Annotated in this window: 17 protein-coding genes and 1 tRNA gene; 10 read left to right on the plus strand and 8 right to left on the minus strand. The window is 36.0% G+C overall.

Going from position 1 to position 18,503, the window contains the following annotated elements:
- Positions 1–35: 35 nt before the first annotated feature.
- The gene (pelA, locus tag K8B81_RS16165) at positions 36–1,238 is read left to right on the plus strand and encodes a pectate lyase (protein ID WP_223682597.1); all 1,203 of its coding nucleotides are present in this window, start codon (positions 36–38) and stop codon (positions 1,236–1,238) included.
- 63 nt (positions 1,239–1,301) lie between these two features.
- Here the strand turns inward: pelA and K8B81_RS16170 are convergent, their stop codons facing one another.
- The 6 genes from K8B81_RS16170 to K8B81_RS16195 form a co-directional block, all read right to left on the minus strand.
- On the minus strand, positions 1,302–2,135 hold the full coding sequence (locus tag K8B81_RS16170; RefSeq protein WP_223682598.1) for an amidohydrolase family protein: 834 nt from the start codon (positions 2,133–2,135) through the stop codon (positions 1,302–1,304).
- Positions 2,136–2,140: 5 nt separating this feature from the next.
- Entirely contained in the window at positions 2,141–2,938 is a 798-nt protein-coding gene (locus tag K8B81_RS16175; protein ID WP_223682599.1) for an SDR family oxidoreductase, read from the minus strand.
- A 158-nt stretch (positions 2,939–3,096) separates the two neighbouring features.
- Complete coding sequence (locus tag K8B81_RS16180; protein WP_223682600.1) at positions 3,097–4,110, minus strand: zinc-binding alcohol dehydrogenase family protein; 1,014 nt, start codon at positions 4,108–4,110, stop codon at positions 3,097–3,099.
- Between the two features lies 1 nt (position 4,111).
- Positions 4,112–4,966, minus strand: a complete 855-nt coding sequence (locus tag K8B81_RS16185) for a fumarylacetoacetate hydrolase family protein (protein WP_223682601.1) — start codon at positions 4,964–4,966, stop codon at positions 4,112–4,114.
- Between the two features lie 181 nt (positions 4,967–5,147).
- The gene (locus K8B81_RS16190) at positions 5,148–5,912 is read right to left on the minus strand and encodes an SDR family NAD(P)-dependent oxidoreductase (protein WP_223682602.1); all 765 of its coding nucleotides are present in this window, start codon (positions 5,910–5,912) and stop codon (positions 5,148–5,150) included.
- Between the two features lie 17 nt (positions 5,913–5,929).
- Positions 5,930–7,120, minus strand: coding sequence for a glycoside hydrolase family 88/105 protein (locus tag K8B81_RS16195; RefSeq protein WP_223682603.1), 1,191 nt, complete (start codon positions 7,118–7,120; stop codon positions 5,930–5,932).
- A 287-nt stretch (positions 7,121–7,407) separates the two neighbouring features.
- Here K8B81_RS16195 and K8B81_RS16200 point away from each other — a divergent pair, with 287 nt between their 5' ends.
- The 8 genes from K8B81_RS16200 to K8B81_RS16235 all read left to right on the plus strand — a co-directional run bounded on the left by K8B81_RS16200 (position 7,408) and on the right by K8B81_RS16235 (position 16,372).
- Complete coding sequence (locus K8B81_RS16200) at positions 7,408–8,547, plus strand: ABC transporter substrate-binding protein (RefSeq protein WP_223682604.1); 1,140 nt, start codon at positions 7,408–7,410, stop codon at positions 8,545–8,547.
- A gap of 4 nt (positions 8,548–8,551) precedes the next feature.
- Positions 8,552–9,694 (plus strand): CaiB/BaiF CoA transferase family protein, encoded by a 1,143-nt coding sequence (locus K8B81_RS16205; protein WP_223682605.1) that lies wholly within the window; start codon positions 8,552–8,554, stop codon positions 9,692–9,694.
- A gap of 4 nt (positions 9,695–9,698) precedes the next feature.
- Positions 9,699–10,835 (plus strand): CaiB/BaiF CoA transferase family protein, encoded by a 1,137-nt coding sequence (locus tag K8B81_RS16210; RefSeq protein ID WP_223682606.1) that lies wholly within the window; start codon positions 9,699–9,701, stop codon positions 10,833–10,835.
- Positions 10,836–10,837: 2 nt separating this feature from the next.
- A complete protein-coding gene (locus K8B81_RS16215) occupies positions 10,838–12,061 on the plus strand; it encodes an extracellular solute-binding protein (protein WP_223682607.1) in 1,224 nt (407 codons plus the stop codon).
- 2 nt (positions 12,062–12,063) lie between these two features.
- Positions 12,064–13,128 carry a Gfo/Idh/MocA family protein gene (locus tag K8B81_RS16220; RefSeq protein WP_223682608.1) on the plus strand — a complete coding sequence of 355 codons (1,065 nt, stop codon included), beginning with the start codon at positions 12,064–12,066 and terminating at the stop codon, positions 13,126–13,128.
- 183 nt (positions 13,129–13,311) lie between these two features.
- A complete protein-coding gene (locus K8B81_RS16225; RefSeq protein WP_007809657.1) occupies positions 13,312–13,752 on the plus strand; it encodes a MaoC/PaaZ C-terminal domain-containing protein in 441 nt (146 codons plus the stop codon).
- A 119-nt stretch (positions 13,753–13,871) separates the two neighbouring features.
- Positions 13,872–15,176, plus strand: a complete 1,305-nt coding sequence (gene fucP, locus K8B81_RS16230; RefSeq protein WP_223682609.1) for an L-fucose:H+ symporter permease — start codon at positions 13,872–13,874, stop codon at positions 15,174–15,176.
- A 92-nt stretch (positions 15,177–15,268) separates the two neighbouring features.
- Positions 15,269–16,372, plus strand: a complete 1,104-nt coding sequence (locus K8B81_RS16235; protein WP_223682610.1) for a pectinesterase family protein — start codon at positions 15,269–15,271, stop codon at positions 16,370–16,372.
- Between the two features lie 60 nt (positions 16,373–16,432).
- On the opposite strand, the gene K8B81_RS16240 is transcribed toward K8B81_RS16235, so the two are convergent.
- Entirely contained in the window at positions 16,433–17,200 is a 768-nt protein-coding gene (locus K8B81_RS16240) for a response regulator transcription factor (protein ID WP_223682611.1), read from the minus strand.
- 106 nt (positions 17,201–17,306) lie between these two features.
- Between K8B81_RS16240 and K8B81_RS16245 the strand changes: the two genes are divergently transcribed.
- Positions 17,307–18,056, plus strand: a complete 750-nt coding sequence (locus K8B81_RS16245) for a DUF1349 domain-containing protein (RefSeq protein WP_223682612.1) — start codon at positions 17,307–17,309, stop codon at positions 18,054–18,056.
- A gap of 326 nt (positions 18,057–18,382) precedes the next feature.
- On the opposite strand, the gene K8B81_RS16250 is transcribed toward K8B81_RS16245, so the two are convergent.
- Positions 18,383–18,468, minus strand: a tRNA-Leu gene (locus K8B81_RS16250).
- Positions 18,469–18,503: the final 35 nt, after the last annotated feature.

The raw sequence follows: 18,503 nt of genomic DNA on the forward strand, positions 1-18,503 counted from the left end.
AAAAAATACTACAGAAGCCAACTTAAATATTTGCTATGAAAATCCTGCAAAAATTATCCAGAAACAAGAACTTGCTGTTTGCTATCGCAATCTCTTTTTCGTCCCTTTATTCAATCGCACAGTCCGACAAGAATAATAAAGTTGTTATAAGCACAAAACCATTTAGCGACAGTATGAATCACTGGTATGGTATTGCCGATAAAAGCAATATCGTAAATCCGATTCCGAATCAGCCAAGATATGAAGAAACCGAATATACTAAAATAGCGGATAACATCATCTATTTCCAGCGTGATAACGGAGGGTGGCCGAAAAATTACGACATGCGAGCAATTTTAACGCCTGAACAGATAAAAGATGTCGTAGGTTCAAGATCGGTTTTGCACACTACTTTTGACAACGGCACTACTTATACCCATGTCTATTATCTGGCGCAGGTTTATACGCTGACTAAAATAGAAAAATACAAAACGGCCTGTCTGAAAGGTATTGATTTTATTTTGGAAGCACAATATCCTAACGGTGGATGGCCTCAATATTATCCTCTGGAAAAAGGATACAGCCGCCACATCACTTTTAATGACGGTGCTTATATGGGAATCATGAATTTGCTTGATAAAATAGTGAGTAACAGTCCTGAATTTGATTTTATGGATCCCGCTACTAAAAGCAAAGTGAACACTGCTTACCAAAACGGAATTGACTGTATCTTAAAAACACAAATTTCTGATCATGGAAAACTTAGTGCCTGGTGTCAGCAACATGACGAGATAACTTTACTTCCGGTATGGGCCAGAAAATTTGAACCGCCAAGTATCAGTAATGCAGAAAGTGTTGATATTGTCTTGTTTTTAATGAAAATTGAAAATCCGAGTGAACAGGTTATCAGAGCCGTACAAAGTGCTGTTAAGTGGTTTGAGGATTCTAAAATATACAATACCAGAGTAGAAACTTTTGAAGCACCGGAGATGGATTCAAAATTCAAAAAAATTAAAGATGACCGACGTGTGGTAAATGATCCTACAGCACCACCAATCTGGACACGCTATTACGAATTAGGTACCGGAAGACCTTTGTTTTGTGACAGGGACAGTGTGTATTTATATTCATTGGCAGAAGTAAGCCGTGAACGCCGAACCGGTTATGCGTGGTATACCTACAATCCTGAAAAAGTGTTGAAGAAGTATCCCGAATGGCAGAAAAAATGGACTCCTGAAACTGATGTCTTAAAAAAATAAAAGCATAAAAAAAGCGTGAAATATTAAATTCACGCTTTTTTTATATTCAAATATTTATGCTTTCTAATCATTCACTTTATAGAATGATTTGGCATTTTCAAACCAAAATTTATTCTGATCTTCAACTGAGAAAGCTACCAGATAATCTTCTAAAGTTTTTACCAATTCCTTATAATCCGAAGCTACGTTACAAACCGGCCAGTCAGAACCAAACATCAATTTATCTGCAGAAAAGTTTTCAAAAACTACATCCAGATACGGTTTCAAATCGGAAGGTTTCCAATTATTCCAATCGGCTTCGGTAACCATTCCGGAGATTTTACACCATACATTTTCGAATTTTGAAATTTCTTCCATTCCTTTTTTCCATGATGCGATATCACCTGATTTTATATCCGGTTTTGCAATATGATCAATGACAAACTTTTGTTCAGGAAATGATTTTACCAAATCAATTGCAGCCGGTAACTGACGATGAAAAATCAGGATATCATAAGTGAAGTTGAATTCCTTCAAAGTCGAAATCCCTTTACGGAATGCCGCCCCAAACATGAAATCATCCGGTTCTCCCTGCACAACATGCCTGAAGCCTTTCAGTGTTGAATATTTCGAAAAGTGTCTTAATCGGTCTGAAATGTTTTCACTTCTCAAATCAACCCAGCCCACAATTCCTTTTATAAAATCATTTTTTGAAGCGAGATCCAATAAAAAATCGGTTTCTTCTTCAGACTGACTTGCCTGAACAGCCACACAGCCTGAAAATTGATTTTGGGAAAGCAACGGCCATAAATCTTCCGGTAAAAAATCCCTTTGAATCTTTTGCATAGAATCATCAATCCAGCTATCCCTAACCGGATCAAATATCCAAAAATGCTGATGGGAGTCAATTCGGTTCATACCAATTAATTTACATCACTGATTAAAGCACGGTCTAAGTGTACATAACCACCATCAACAAAAACAAATTGTCCTGTAGTATGAGAAGAACGCTCGGAAATGATAAACAAAGCTGTATCTGCAATCTCTTCTGTTTTGGTCATTCTGTTTTCAAACGGAATACTTTTATTGATTTTTTTCAAAACCGTTTCACCATCTGCCAATGTTTTGATCCAGTCTTCATAAGCCGGAGTATAACTTTCTGCAATGATAATCGCATTCGAACGGATTCCATACTGTATCAAATCTACCGCCCATTCTCTTGTCAGTCCAAGAACACCGCCTTTTGCAGCAGCGTAACCCGAAGTTCCGCCTTGTCCGGTAAGAGCTACTTTTGAACCAATATTTAAAACATTTCCTTTTGATTCTTTTAGGTATGGAAGTGCAAATTTCACCAGCAGGAAGTAACTTACTACATTCAATTTTAATGAATCCATAAATTCCTCGTAACTTGAATCTAATCCGGCACCGTCATTTACACCTACGTTGTTAATTACAGCATCAATTCTGCCATATTTTTCAACGATTTTTTTAACGGCGTTTTCCATCTCTTCAGGACTCGTTACATCAGTCTGAACAAATAATGCATCAATTCCTCTTTTTTGAAGTTCTTCTGCATAACCAAAACCTCTGCTGTTTCTGTCTACCAATGCAGGAATAGCTCCTTCATCTGCCAGCCTTTTGATCATGGTTTCTCCAATACTTCCTTCTTTTCCGGCAGAACCGGAAACTACTACAATTTTACCTTTTAATCCTAAATCCATATCATTATTATGTTAGAAGTAATTTGTAAAATGTGAAATGTAGATTACGAAATGTGATTTTTTTGAGATGTAAATGGAAAACTTATCTAGTTCTATTTTTCTCTACATTTTCTCACAGTAAAATTTATCCTATCACATCTTACATTTTACAAATAATTTTAGTTTATTTCGATCAACGCTTTGATGACATTATTTTTTGGGTCAATCCAATTTCCAAATTCATTTATCATTTCAGAAAAATCCGCTCTGTGTGTAATGTACTTCTTCGGATCAATTTTACCTTCTTTCAGACATTTCATTACATATTCAAAATCTTCGATAGTCGCATTTCTGCTGCTCATTAAAGTCGATTCTCTTTTATGGAAATCAGGATGACTGAAACTCAATTCTCCTTTTTGAAGTCCCACCAAAACAAATCTTCCGCCATGCGAAATGTAATTAAAAGCACTGTTCATGACTTTTTGGTTTCCTGTGGCATCAATCACAACGTTTGCCATATCACCATTCGTCAATTCTTTTAATCTTTCAGCCACATCTTCATTCAACGGATTGATGGTTTCATCAGCATTCAGTTCATTTTCACAAAAGCCCAATCTGTAATCGTTGATATCCATTACAATCACTTTGGCTCCGGCAATTTTAGCAAATTGAATCAGTCCAATTCCAATTGGCCCAGCACCCATTACCAAAACGGTATCGATTGCTTTTACAGCAGCTCTTCTTACTCCGTGTGCTGCAATCGCTAATGGTTCAACCAAAGCCAGTTCATCATAATCCAGACCTTGTCCGTGCAGTAAATACTGCTCCGGAATCGTAACATACTCGGCCATTCCGCCGTCAATATGCACGCCGAAGACTTTGATATTGGCACAACAATTCGTTAATCCATTTCTACAGGCAACACATGTACCACAGCTGAAATAAGGAATAAACGTTACTTTATCGCCCGGCTCGAAACCTTTTGCATTTCCTTTTATATATTCAGCAGCCAGTTCATGACCTAAAATTCTTGGGTATTCAAAATAAGGCTGTGTTCCTCCAAAAGCATGAATATCGGTTCCGCAGACACCTATTCTTCTAATCTTCAAAAGTACTTCTCCTTCTTTTGGTTCCGGCATAGGTTTTTCTTTGATTAGAAATTCCTGCGGTTTTTCGCAAACAATATATTTCATTTTATTTAGAATAAGCTTTAGCAACTTGTTTACTTGATCCCAGACCGTCCATGCCTAATTCGATAACGTCACCCGGCTTAATGTAGATTGGATCCGGCTTGATTCCTAATCCAACTCCTGGAGGTGTTCCTGTACTGATGATATCGCCAGGAAGCAAGGTCATAAACTGACTTAGGTAATGCACTAAAAATGGAATTTTGAAAACGAGATTTGAAGTATTACTATTTTGGAATTTCTTTCCGTTAACCGTTAACCACATTGGTAAATTATTCACATCAGCGATTTCATCCTGCGTAGCCAAAAATGGTCCAAGAGGTGCGAAAGTATCACAACCTTTTCCTTTTGCCCATTGTCCGCCCATTTCGATTTGGAAAGCTCTTTCACTGTAATCATTCAACAAAGCATATCCGGCAACATAATCCAAAGCTTCCGCTTCTCCCACATAACTTGCTTTTTTACCCACTACAAATGCCAATTCGATTTCCCAATCCGTTTTTTCACTGTTTTTTGGAATAATCAAATCATCATTAGGGCCACATAAAGAGGTGGTCGATTTGAAAAAGATAATTGGCTCTGTTGGAATTGGAGCTCCTGTTTCATGACAATGATCTACATAATTCAGACCGATACAGATTATTTTTGAAGGTCTCGCAACCGGAGAACCTAAACGTACATCTGCTCCTACTTCCGGTAATGCTGGATTACTTTCTAAAGCTTTTTTTAATTTTTCCAAACCATTGTCTTCGAAAAATGCTTCATTAAAATCCGAAACAATTGAAGAAACATCATATCTTTTTTCTCCAATAATAACACCCGGTTTTTCTTGTCCGGCTGCTCCAAAACGTATTAATTTCATATCTTTTAAAGTTGCTAAGTTACTAAGGTTCTGAGGCACTAAGTTTTTTTAAAAAAAAATCTTGACTACTTAGAACCTTAGTAACTTTAAATTAATTATTTATTTATTTTTTACGATGCTGAAGAGCTAAAAATACTAAGAAACCTTAGTACCTCAGAACCTTAGTTCCTTAGTATCTTTTCTAGTTATTTAACTTGATAAATCCTCCGTCAATAGGATAATCACTTCCGGTAATAAATCCTGCTTCATCGCTGCATAAGTAGAGAGCCAACGCAGCTATTTCGTCTGGTTGTCCCATACGCCCTATTGGTTGTGATTTTGATAATTTTTCGAAAATTTCAGCTTCCTTCCCCGGATAATTTTTATTGATAAATCCGTCTACAAAAGGGGTATGAACCCTTGCAGGAGAAATAGAATTGCATCGGATTCCTTCATCAATGTAATCTCTCGCTACAGATAAAGTCATAGCCATTACAGCTCCTTTAGCAGTTGAATAAGCGAAACGATCCTGAATTCCAACCCAGGATGCAATAGAAGCCATGTTTAAAATTACACCGCCTTTTGACAATTGAAATTGTGGAATTGCAGCATACAAACAATTGTAAACTCCTTTTACATTTACATCCATTACCCGTTGGAAATCGATTTCCAAAGTTGTGCCGACTTTACCCACATGAGCGATACCGGCATTATTAATCAAAATATGGATATTTCCGATTTTTTCAAATGTAGCAACAACCTCTTTTTGATCTACTACATTACACGCATATGAAAATACTTTTCCGCCCAATTGCTGAATATCCGCAACAGCATCCTGAGCACTTTCTATTGTTAAATCAATAATATGAACTTCTGCTCCCTGTTTTGCGAATAAAGTTGCGATTGCCTTTCCTATTCCGCTTCCTCCGCCGGTTATGACGGCTTTTTTATTTTGTAATGAAAACATATTGTCTAAATTTTAATTTATCTGTTCAATTCTAAAGCCGCCAGAATAAAAGGACCAGTTGCTTTAGGATCGTTATTTTTCTTTTTTTCGTTGATATAATATTCGTAAGAACCGTCACGATAAGGTTTTCCTCCTAATCCTGCTACGGCACAGACATTTGTTAATTCTATTTGCCCATTAGAATCTACTTTCATGTTTATTGTAGTTAATCCGTCAAAAGCTTTATTGGCGATTTTTTTGAATTTTTCAGGAAGATATCCTTTGTTTGCCCCTTTTGCAAAAGCATACGCAAACATAGCCGTACCTGAAGATTCCAGATAATTACCTTCTCTTCCTCCCATATCGGTAACCTGATACCACATTCCTGATTTTTTATCCTGAAATTTAACCAATGCATTCGAAATACTGTTCAGATCGGCAATTAATTCTTTTCTTTTTGGATGATCTTTAGGAAAATAATCCAATACATCAACCAAAGCCATTGCATACCAACCAATGGATCTTGACCAAAAATTAGGAGAAACACCTGTTTCTTTGTTTGCCCATGGCATTTCTTTGCTCTCATCCCAGGCATGGTATAACAATCCTGTTTTTGCATCCGTTGCCTTTTTCTGAATCAATTCAAATTCATGAGCAACATCATCCAGCTTAGCACCATTTTCAAACGTAACGGTATATTCTGCATAAAATGGTTCACCCATATACAAACCATCCAGCCAGATTTGGTTAGGATATATTTTTTTATGCCAAAAACCACCACTTGGCGTACGTGGCTGCTCTTCTAATTGTTTACGCAAAGTCTGCATGGCAATTAAATACCGTTTGTCTTTAGTCTGCTCATAAATATCAAATAAAATTCGGCCAGTAGGTATATTGTCAATATTAAAGGACTCATACTTATAAGTCTTAATATTTCCATCGGCATCGATCAATTCATCAGCATATTGTTTGGCATAAGCCATGTATTTTGCATTATTTTTTTGCTTACCCAGTTCCTGAAAAGCATAAGTAACCAAACCATGAACATAACTGATATGTGCTACAGGAGCATCATCAAGCATATAGGATTGCGGGTGACGCTGCATTAAGGTTAATGCCATTCTTTCTGACCATTTGAGCTTCGTTGGAATTGTATTTTGAGCATTTGAAATTGCCGTTATAAAAATCAGCAAGGCAATCATTTTGGAAAGAAAAGAAATTTTAAGCATACCGCTACTTTAAAAATTGTATTTATGTAAAATTGACATGAAAATAAATGTGATTTTCACATTTACAAATATAAAACATAATATGAATACCCGGCACTTATTTTAAGGATCAGTGCTTAAAAATAGATATAATTAAAAACAATATCACATTTTATGTGTAATTTGTACAAAATATAAAAAAAGGTTACACTATTTGAGAAAAAATAAATCATATAATATTAGCAATTGAATCTAATTTCTATATTTGTAAATGTGGAAATCACATTTATTAAATTTAGACTATTAAAATGAAAAAATTAAAAGGGATTACCTGGAACCACACCAGAGGATTGTTACCAATGGTTGCCACGGCTCAGCGTTTTACAGAGTTGAATCCTGATGTAGAAATAAGTTGGGAGAAAAGGAGTTTACAGGAATTTGCAGATGCTTCTATTGAAGACTTAGCCAAAAGATTTGACCTGCTTGTTATTGACCATCCATGGACAGGATTTGGTGCCGATACAAAAACCATTCTACCTTTATCAGATTATCTTTCTGCCGAATATATAAAAGACCAGGAAATCAACACCGTTGGGAAATCTTACGGAAGTTATGTATTTCACAACAAATTATGGGCTTTACCAATAGATGCTGCAACACCCGTAGCAGCAGCAAGATTAGACATTTTAGAAAAACAGGGATTAAAAGTTCCACAGACTTATGATGAATTATTGGCTTTAGCCAAGAAAGGACTGATTGCTTTTGCAGGAATTCCGGTAGATTCGTTAATGACTTTTTACTCATTTTGCTGCAGTTTAGGCGAAGATCCTTTTCAGTCTCAGGAAAAAGTAATTTCTGTAGAAACAGGAAAGAAAGCTTTGCAAATGCACCGCGAACTGGCTCAGCTAATGGATCCGGCAAATTTTAACAGAAACCCGATTCAGGTATATGAAGCCATGGTAAATACAGATGAAATTGCCTACTGTCCTTTTGCTTATGGTTATTCTAATTATTCAAGAAGTGGCTACAGCAAAAACGTATTGCATTTTTATGATTTAGTAAAATTGAATAATAAACCGATGATTAGTTCTCTGGGTGGAACCGGTTTGGCTGTTTCTTCTTTCAGCCAGCATATTCCGGAAGCGATAAAATATGCTGAATTTACAGGTTCATCACAGGTACAACAGAATATTTTTGCTGATAATGGCGGACAGCCCGGGCATTTGCAAGCCTGGAAAAATGACCGAATCAACGGAATTACCCATGATTATTTCAAAAACACACTGCCTGCTTTAGAAAGGGCTTTTTTAAGACCACGATATTCAGGACACATGTATTTTCAGGATCATGCCGGTGATGTGGTTCGTGATTATCTGATGAACGGAGGCGATGAAGAAGCTGCTTTATCTGCAATGGATGCACTTTACATCAAGTCTTTAAACTTATAACAGCATGAGACCATTAGAAGGATTAGTTGTATTGGAGTTTTGTCAGTTTTTGGCAGGACCTTCTGCTGGGTTGAAGCTAGCGGATTTAGGTGCGAGAGTCATTAAAATAGAACGCCCTGTAAAAGGAGAAGCCTGTCGCCAGTTAAGCATCAAAGACCTTTTTATTGATGACAGCAGTTTGTTGTTTCATACTATCAACAGAAACAAAGAATCATTTGCAGCCGATCTTAAAAATCCTGAAGATTTAATTTTAGTAAAAAAGCTAATCGCCAAAGCAGATATTATGACCCATAATTTCCGTCCGGGTGTGATGGAAAAAATCGGACTGGATTTTGAAACAACTTTAAATATTAATCCAAAAATAATTTACGGAACCATCACAGGTTATGGAGACAAAGGCCCTTGGGCAAACAAGCCGGGACAAGATTTACTTTTGCAGTCTCTTTCCGGATTAAGCTGGTTAAGCGGCAGAAAAAGTCAGGGACCAGTTCCTTTTGGTTTGGCTGTAGCCGATTTGATGTGTGGGAATCATTTTGTTCAGGGAATTTTAGCAGCATTATTAAAAAGAGCCAAAACCGGAAAAGGTGTCTTGGTTGAAGTCAGCTTGCTGGAATCGGTTTTGGATGTACAATTCGAAGCTATCACTTCTTACTTAAATGATGGCGGACAACAGCCACAAAGAAGCGATGTCAAAGGAAGTGCTCATGCCTTTTTAAGTGCTCCTTACGGAGTTTATCAAACTAAAGATGGCTATATTTCTCTTGCAATGGGCGATTTGCTTTTTATTGGAAGTGTTTTAGAAATCGATTTCCAAAAATACACTGATAAAAATAAATGGTTTTCGCAAAGAGATGAAATCAGGGAATTATTAGCTGAAAAACTGAATACCCAGACAGCAGATTATTGGGTTGAATTACTTCAAAAAGAAGGAATCTGGTGTGGCAAAGTACTTAATTACCAGGAATTGGACAGCCAGCCTTTTGTAGAGGAATTACAATTGAAACAAACAGTTAAAAATTCGGCCGGAGAAACAATGGTTACTACCCGAAGCCCGATTCAACTGGATGGAGAAATTTTGGTTAGTCCAAAAGCTGCTCCAAAAGTTGGGGAAGACAATTTACAAATACACGAACAATTTTTAAACTAGCAGGATGAAACCATTAGAAGATTATTTAATAATAGACTTTAGCCAGTTTCTTTCAGGTCCTTCAGCGAGTTTGCGATTGGCTGATTTAGGTGCGCGTGTTATAAAAATTGAGAAACCGGGAACAGGCGATATCTGCAGAACCTTATATACTTCTGATTTGATCATGAATGGAGAATCATCCGTTTTTCATACGATTAACAGAAACAAAGAATCGTTTGCTATCGATTTTAAAGAGCCAAACGAACTTGAAAAATTAAAAAAATTACTGGCTAAAGCCGATGTAGTCATGCACAATTTCAGACCCGGAGTAATGGAACGCGTTGGTTTGAGCTATGATGAAGTCAAAAAAATCAATCCTAATATCGTTTATGCCGAAATTTCGGGTTACGGCACAAAATCCGAATTAAAAGATTTACCGGGACAGGATTTATTATTACAGTCTCTAACAGCCTTAACCTGGCTGAGCGGGAATCAGGAAGATGGCCCGGTACCAATGGGATTATCCATTGTAGATATGCTGGCCGGAGCGCATTTGGCACAAGGAATTTTAGCTGCTTTATATAGAAAAGCAACTCACAATATTGGTGCGAAAGTTCAGGTCAGTATGCTGGAATCGGCTTTTGATTTTCAGTTTGAAACGATTACTACTTATTTTAACGATGGTGGTGAATTGCCTGTCCGCACAAAATCCAATAATGCTCACGCTTATTTGGGTGCGCCTTATGGAATTTATAAAACCAAAAACGGTTATTTAGCCTTGGCTATGGGATCGATTCCGGTTTTGGCTTCGCTTTTAAAATGTGATGCATTATTGCAATTCCCTGAAAATAAATTTGAATTGAGAGACGAAATTAAAAACATTCTGGCCACACATTTACAAACTCAGGAAACCCAATATTGGCTGGATATTTTAGAGCCTGCTGATATTTGGTGCGCTAAAGTTCTGAACTACAAACAGCTTTTTGCAGAAGAAGGTTTTCAGGTTTTGAATTTTGTACAAAGTGTTGAAATGCTGGACAGCTATAATTATAAAACAACCAGATGTCCTATTAGAATAGACGGTGAAATTTTTACATCAGGTAAAGGTTCTCCAAAATTAGGTCAGGACAATGAGCGAATTATTAAACAATTTATAGATTAATAATGGAAAAAATAAGAATCGCTGTCCGGAAATTTGACCCTTTTGAAAGTACACTGCAAAAGCTGTGGGATTTGTTCTGCCTGAAAAATAACATCAACATAGAAGCAGAAATGATTCCGTTGGAACTGCACGATCTTTATGAAGAAACCATTTTCAAAAAAGGTTTAATAAATGGAAACTGGGATATTGCCCATATCAATACCGACTGGATTTTTGATGCTGCGAATGAAAAAGCAGTTCTTGATTTGAATTCATTAATTGCTGAAAATCTGCCTCAAAATTATCCAGAAGGCTGGCATCAGTCATTATTGCATTTACAACAAATAAATAACGGAACTTACGGACTTCCTTTTCACGATGGTCCGGAATGTTTGATTTTCAGGAAAGATTTATTTGAAGATCCAATTGAAAAAGAAAATTTCAAAAAACAATTTGGATACGAATTGCATCCTCCAAAAACCTGGAAACAATTCACCGAAATTGCTGAATTTTTCAATCGCCCTGAGCAAAATTTATACGGTTCTGTTTTTGCCCATTATCCAGATGGTCACAATATGGTTTTTGATTTCTGTCTGCAATTATGGACCAGAGGCGGTTCTTTATTGAACACCCAAAATCAAATCGATATTAACCATAAGGCAGCAATTGAAGCCTTGGATTTTTACCGAACAATTGCCAACAATAAAAAAGCCATTCATCCGCAATCCAAAGATTTTGGTTCTGTTGAAGCCGGTATGGCTTTCGCCAAAGGAGAAGCAGCAATGGCAATCAACTGGTTTGGATTTGCCTCCATGTGTGAAGTAATTGAAGAATCGAAAATAAAAGGAAAAGTAGATATTACGGAATTGCCACATGACGAAAACCATAAAACAGCTTCATTAAATGTGTATTGGCTTTACACTATTGGCACGGGAAGTAAACATCAAAAACTGGCCTACGATTTTCTAAGATTTGCCACTACGCCTGAAAGCGATAAATTGCTAACTAATGAAGGCGGAATCGGATGCAGGAAATCAACTTGGAATGATATTGAAATCAATAAAACTATTCCATTTTATCACAAACTGGAAACATTACATGAAAATGCTTTAACACTTCCTCAAACTCCGGTTTGGCCAAAAGTAGCCGAACTGATTGACAAGATGGTTTTAAAAGCATTAGAAAGCAACATTCCATCCGAAAAACTATTAGAAGAAACACAGAATGCTATTCTGCAAATTATATAATTATGAATATTTCATATAAACCTTTATTACCTGAAACAAAGCAGCCGATTATCATTATTGGCGCGAGCGGTATTGTAAAAGATGCCCATCTTCCGGCATATAAAATGGCTGGCTTTTCGGTTTTCGGAATTACAAACAGAACGATAGCAAAAGCACATGCAATGGCTGAAGAATTTGGTATTCCAAATGTTTTTGAAAACGTAGCAGAGGCTGTAAAAAACGCTCCATCGAATGCGGTTTATGACATTACCGTATTACCTGATCAGTACATCGAAATATTGGAACAGCTTCCCGATGGCGCAGCAGTCCTGATTCAAAAACCGATGGGAAATGATTTGGCACAAGCCAAAGAAATCGTGGCAGTCTGTGAAAGAAAAAAATTAGTAGCAGGGATTAATTTTCAGTTGCGTTTTGCTTCTTTTGTGAGTGCAGCAAGATATATGATCAATCAGGGAATTATTGGTGATTTGTATGATATGGAAGTTAAAGTTACCGTAAATACGCCTTGGGAATTGTTCCCGCTGATTAAGGAACATCCAAGATTGGAGATTCTTTTTCATAGTGTGCATTACATTGACTGTATTCGTTCGTTTTTGGGAAATCCAAAAGGAGTTTATGCCAAAACGACCAATCACCCTTTGAAGAAATTATCTTCCTGCCGTTCTTCGATTATTTTGGATTATGGCGATTCGATGCGTGTGGTTGTCAATACGAATCACGATCATCATTTTGGACCAAAACACGAAGAAAGCTACATTAAATGGGAAGGAACAAAAGGAGCCATTAAAGCAAAAATGGGCTTATTAATGAATTACCCTGACGGAATGCCGGACGAATTTGAAATGGCTCTGGAAAAGGATGGCACTTACGAATGGGAAAAAATCAATTTGGAAGGTTCCTGGTTTCCGGAAGCTTTTATTGGCACCATGTCAAATCTGATGCGTTTTAAAGAAGGTTCTGACGATACATTATTAGCAAGCGTTCAGGATGTTCTGGATACGATGAAGGTCGTCGAAGCCTGTTACATCAGTAATGAAAAAGGAGCAATTCCACTAAACGACTTATAAAAACGAATCCCGCGTTAACGATTGAAGCGGCATCCTTTTTTGGCTTTTTCTGCCAAAAAAGATAAAGCGGAAAGCGTGTTAAAACGCCCAAAAAATTATATAAATAAAGTAATTAGTCGCTAGTCCATAGTAATTAGCTAATCACTAAGGACTAATTACTAAGGACTAAAAAACTAAAAAAACATGTATTTTAAATCCACATTTTTTGAAGATTACCAACTTAATGATAAAAGAGTTACATTAGGCAGAACAATTACAGAAACAGATTTTGTAGTTCATGCAGGACATACCGGCGATTTTTTTCCGCATCACATGGATGAAGAATGGTGCAAGACACAGCCTTTCGGTCAGCGAATTGCCCACGGAACAATGGTCTTCAGTATCGGAATCGGTTTGACTGCTTCTGAAATAAATCCGGAAGCTTTTTCAAAAGGTTATGACCGAATGCGATTTGTAAAACCGGTTCATATTGGTGACACTATTCATTCTGAAATTACGATTTCTGAAAAAGGAGAAGCTAAAAAACCCGATATGGGAACCGTGACCGAGCATGTAGAAATCATTAACCAACGAGGCGAAGTGGTTCTGGTATGTGATCACCTTTTATTAGTAAAAAAGAAATAATTCTTTTGAAGTAAAGGTTTAAAGTAACAAAGAGACAAAGGTTTCTTTACTTGAACCCAAAACCCAAAACCTTTGCAACTTTGAGCCTTTGAGCTTTAACCCTTAAAAAAAAACTAACTATGCAAGTAACTAACCAAACGGGAGACCAACATGAAGTGCCAACAGAAGGCGGAAAAGGAAATCAATATCTTTTGCCATTTATTTTAATTACCAGCTTATTTTTCCTTTGGGGAATGGCACATAATCTGGATTCTATTTTGATTCCACACCTAAAAAAAGCCTGTGAATTAAATAACAGTCAATCTACATTGATTGATACGGCTGTCTTTTTTGCTTATTTTATTATGGCAATTCCAGCTGGAATGCTTATTAAACGTTTTGGTTATAAAAACAGTATTATTATAGGTTTGTTGGTTTTCGCGGCAGGGGCTTTTTTATTTGTACCAGCAGCAAACTCAAGAGCTTATGAACTATTTTTATTTGCATTATTTGTAATTGGATGTGGCTTGACCATTTTAGAAACCAGTGCAAATCCATACGCAGCTATTTTAGGGCCTGCCGAATCATCTTCTAAAAGATTGAATTTGGCAGCCTCTTTTAATGGATTGGCAGCAATGGTAGCGCCAATTGTTGGTTCATTGTTTATACTTTCAGGAAAAAACCACACACCGGAACAAATGGCAGCAATGCCGGAAGCAACAAAAGCAGCCTACTTATTAGAAGAAGCTTCAGCGGTAAAACTGCCTTACATCATTTTAGGGAGTGTATTGCTGTTAGTTGCTATCTTGTTTTATTTTATGCATTTGCCATCAATGAAGCCAAAGCAAACAGAAGCAGAAGTTAAGCCAGGTTTCTTTTCTGTTTTAAAGTTTTCCCATTTAAGCTGGGCGGTTGCTGCCCAATTCTTTTATGTAGGTGCTCAAGTTTGTATTACCAGTTTCTTTATCCGAATCGCACAACAAGGTGCCGGATTAGATGAAAAAACAGCTGGATATTACCTTGGTATTTATGGATTTCTGTTTATGGCAGGACGTTTTATCGGAACTTTCTTTTTAAAATTTGTCAAAGATTATGTTTTGCTTTCTATCTATTGTGTCGCTAGTATTTTACTTTGTTTAGTAGCGATTTACGGATCAGGAATTTTAGTTATTTATGCTCTTGGCGGAATTGGATTCTTTATGTCAATCATGTTCCCAACTATTTTCTCTTTAGGATTGGTAGGTTTAAAATCAAATACCGAAACGGGTTCATCATGGCTGGTAATGTCAATTGTTGGCGGAGCTATTCTTCCTTATGGTATGGGAACATTAATCGATATGAAACATGATGATATTCAGGCTGGGTATATTATTCCTTTGGCCTGTTTTGTAATCATACTTTATTTTGGAGTATTTGGCCATAAAGTAAAAAACACTATTTCTTAGTTATATTTCAATTCTTTTTATAATTTTCCAAGGTGTAAACAATTTATTCCTTGGAAATTTTATTTTAAAACTTTATCATTCATAAATCTAACATGAAAAAAACTTTACTTACTTTTTATTTCTTACTTATTAGTTTCAGTGCAGCTTTACACGCTCAAAAAAACAAAACTGTTTATGATATTTTGGTAGCTGCTGATGGAAGCGGTAATTACACTAAAGTTCAGGATGCTTTTAATGCTGTACCTGATAATAATACTAAACAAACAATCATTTTTATAAAGCCAGGCACTTATAAAGAAAAACTAAAATTAACTAAAAACAAAAAAGTAAAACTTATTGGTGAATCATATAAAACTACCATTCTCACTTTTGATGATTATGCTGAAATTGCAGGAGGCACCAGCAAGTCTTTTAGTGTATTGATTGAAGCGGATGATTTTTTCGCAGAAAACATCACTTTTGAAAATACCATTAGTAGTGAGCTACCAGAGTATAAAAAAGGTGGTCAGGCTGTAGCTTTAATGTTAAATGGCGATAGAGCAATATTTCACAAATGCAAAATGAGCGGTTTTCAGGATACTTTTTATCTTAAAGCAAATAAGAGAACCTATATCAAAGATTGTATCATCGATGGAACTACAGACTTCATTTTTGGCGCAGGGATAGCCTTGTTTGAAAATTGTGTCATCCAATGCAGAAAAGATTCATACATCACTGCCGGTAATCATGAAGTGGGTAAAAGCAAATATGGTTTTGTATTCAAAGATTGTGTTATCATGAAATATCCTAAAGCAGCCATTTCAAAAGTGTCACTTGGAAGACCATGGGGTGCTGGTGCAAATACAGTTTTTATCCATTCGTATGAAGAATCAATTATAATACCTGAAGGTTGGTCAATCTGGTCTAAAGATCCGGAAAATAAAGCTTATGACAACTGGAAAACTTCTTTCTATGCAGAATATGATTGTTATGGTCCGGGATCAAATTCAGATAAACGTATTTCATGGTCGAAACAGTTAAATAAAACCGAAGCGTCTGAATACACCAAAGAAAAAATATTCGCAGCCAGCACAACAACTGCAACTAATCTTGAAGGCGATTGGAATCCGGTAATTGAAAAAGACAAATGTGATTCTGTTTTACCTTCAAAAAAAGCCAAAAATGCCGATTCAAATTTTGAAAAAGCATTTGACTAAGAACAAAACATAAAAAACCTTTAAGCACATAATGTTTAAAGGTTTTTATGTTTTTTAAACTCATACTCTTATTAATCCCATAACAAAAGCGGTTTTTAAAGCTTCGGTTGTATTGGAAACCTGCATTTTTTGAATTATATTCTGTCTGTGACGACGAACAGTATAAACCGAAATATTTAACAAGTCTGCAATTTGATCACTATTGCTTCCCTTTGCAACATGAGTCAAAATTTCTAATTCTCTTTTAGAAAGGAGGCTTTCTGAGTAAGGTTTATATTTTTCAGACGTTATAATTTCTCCTGTTTTAATATTTACAATTTTACCATCAATTCCGTTTTTAAATTCTGAAATAGTTGATGGAGCATACAGACACAATGCAACTAAAACACTTCCATTTGGTGATCTTTTAAGATACATCGTCCGATGATTAATATAATGCATGTTAGTCTCATCAGAAGAACGTAAACGACTAAAAGTACTGTAATTTCTATATTCTTCTTCAGGTAAATTTTTAAGGTATTGAAAAAAATGAAGTTCTAATGCATGCCGTTCGAGTACATCCTCCCAATTTAGCTTATCAAATATGCAGTCCTCAAAAGCAGAATCAATAAACAAATCACCTGAGAGTCCGAGCAATTTACCAAAATTACCCGCATAAATATAACTACAGTCAGCCTGAAAATCCGAAAGTACTGCTACGCATTGCTCTATAGAAACATAAGCTGCAGCCATTTTTTTATAATCTTCTACATCTAATGCTTCCTCATCCAAGAAAGTTTGTTTTAATAAAGTAGAAGTTAACTGATCTTCGATGGATATGTTTGCCATACTTATTCAAATAAAATTGGTTAATTTTACGTATTGTCCTTATTGGAAGCAGAATGTAAATTTGAAAAACGAAGTTAGACTATTTATACATTTAACAAAAACATTTATGAAATCTAAATCCATTATCTGTTGCATTCTTTTCCAAATTATTTTATTGACAAGTTGCAACAATATTTCTAAAGAAAACAAAACACAAAACACCGACACAAAAACAAAAGATTCAGCAATTGTTCGTGGAACTCCATGTGATATTAAACTAAGCCAAATTCATTTTACAAAATCAATTAATGGTGCAGATACCTTAGCAAAAGTAGATGCAAAAGAAAATATACTATTTCATGTAGGAGAAAAAAAAGATTATTTCTCGGATCCAAATAACAAACTCTCAAATAATTCAGCACCTATTCTTTTATCTAAAGTTGACAACACAAAACCATTTACGTTAACAGCAAAAATAAGCCCGGAATTTACGAAAGAAGGATTATACAATGCCGGAGTATTGTACATATATGTAAACGATAACTTTTATCAGAAATTTTGTTTTGAACAGGATGAACGAGGTAATCACAGAATCGTGACAGTTCGTACAATAGGAACTTCTGACGACAACAATCATGATGTTGTTGAAGGCAAAACGGTTTACATGAAGATTTCATCAGATACAGAAACGGTTGCAAGCTATTATTCCCTTGACAATAAAAACTGGCAGATGGTTCGTTTATACAAAAACAATTATCCTGAAGAAATATGGACAGGAATCAGTACACAATGCCCGGTAGATAAAGGAACAACAAGTTATTTTGAAGATATCAGCTTAGAACAAAAAAGCGTAAAAGATTTCCGTTTAGGAATCTAAAATATTAAAAGACTACTAGAAAAGCGGATCATTTATAGATTCGCTTTTTTTTTACAATATATCAAAATCATTAGATATATAGTTTGATTAAGCTTTTCCGTATTCATAATTATGGCGTTACCCTATGGGTCTGGCTGTCCGCTGTATCTTTTGTTCGGGGATGTTTTGGATATACAAGAATATTTAAAGACTCACAAAAGGATGCCGCTTCCATCCCTAACGCAATATGGGATAAGCGAGAAGCTTTTAGTTTTTAAGTAAATCAATCCGTTATTTCCTCCAATAAAAAAAGCGCAATTACATTATATAAGTAATTGCGCTTTTTGTACTCAGAGCGGGACTTGAACCCGCACGGACATTGCTGTCCACTGGATTTTAAGTCCAGCGTGTCTACCAATTTCACCATCCGAGCAATTTGTGGTACCTCCAGGGATCGAACCAGGGACA

It is taken from the genome of Flavobacterium hibisci (assembly GCF_020026925.1).
GTDB classification, from domain to species: Bacteria; Bacteroidota; Bacteroidia; order Flavobacteriales; family Flavobacteriaceae; genus Flavobacterium; species Flavobacterium hibisci.

Excerpts from the sequence above, each read along its gene's own strand:
- pelA (WP_223682597.1), top strand. The coding sequence starts at position 36 with ATGAAAATCCTGCAAAAATTATCCAGAAACAAGAACTTGCTGTTTGCT.
- K8B81_RS16170 (WP_223682598.1), bottom strand. The coding sequence starts at position 2,135 with ATGAACCGAATTGACTCCCATCAGCATTTTTGGATATTTGATCCGGTT.
- K8B81_RS16175 (WP_223682599.1), bottom strand. The coding sequence starts at position 2,938 with ATGGATTTAGGATTAAAAGGTAAAATTGTAGTAGTTTCCGGTTCTGCC.
- K8B81_RS16180 (WP_223682600.1), bottom strand. The coding sequence starts at position 4,110 with ATGAAATATATTGTTTGCGAAAAACCGCAGGAATTTCTAATCAAAGAA.
- K8B81_RS16185 (WP_223682601.1), bottom strand. The coding sequence starts at position 4,966 with ATGAAATTAATACGTTTTGGAGCAGCCGGACAAGAAAAACCGGGTGTT.
- K8B81_RS16190 (WP_223682602.1), bottom strand. The coding sequence starts at position 5,912 with ATGTTTTCATTACAAAATAAAAAAGCCGTCATAACCGGCGGAGGAAGC.
- K8B81_RS16195 (WP_223682603.1), bottom strand. The coding sequence starts at position 7,120 with ATGCTTAAAATTTCTTTTCTTTCCAAAATGATTGCCTTGCTGATTTTT.
- K8B81_RS16200 (WP_223682604.1), top strand. The coding sequence starts at position 7,408 with ATGAAAAAATTAAAAGGGATTACCTGGAACCACACCAGAGGATTGTTA.
- K8B81_RS16205 (WP_223682605.1), top strand. The coding sequence starts at position 8,552 with ATGAGACCATTAGAAGGATTAGTTGTATTGGAGTTTTGTCAGTTTTTG.
- K8B81_RS16210 (WP_223682606.1), top strand. The coding sequence starts at position 9,699 with ATGAAACCATTAGAAGATTATTTAATAATAGACTTTAGCCAGTTTCTT.
- K8B81_RS16215 (WP_223682607.1), top strand. The coding sequence starts at position 10,838 with ATGGAAAAAATAAGAATCGCTGTCCGGAAATTTGACCCTTTTGAAAGT.
- K8B81_RS16220 (WP_223682608.1), top strand. The coding sequence starts at position 12,064 with ATGAATATTTCATATAAACCTTTATTACCTGAAACAAAGCAGCCGATT.
- K8B81_RS16225 (WP_007809657.1), top strand. The coding sequence starts at position 13,312 with ATGTATTTTAAATCCACATTTTTTGAAGATTACCAACTTAATGATAAA.
- fucP (WP_223682609.1), top strand. The coding sequence starts at position 13,872 with ATGCAAGTAACTAACCAAACGGGAGACCAACATGAAGTGCCAACAGAA.
- K8B81_RS16235 (WP_223682610.1), top strand. The coding sequence starts at position 15,269 with ATGAAAAAAACTTTACTTACTTTTTATTTCTTACTTATTAGTTTCAGT.
- K8B81_RS16240 (WP_223682611.1), bottom strand. The coding sequence starts at position 17,200 with ATGGCAAACATATCCATCGAAGATCAGTTAACTTCTACTTTATTAAAA.
- K8B81_RS16245 (WP_223682612.1), top strand. The coding sequence starts at position 17,307 with ATGAAATCTAAATCCATTATCTGTTGCATTCTTTTCCAAATTATTTTA.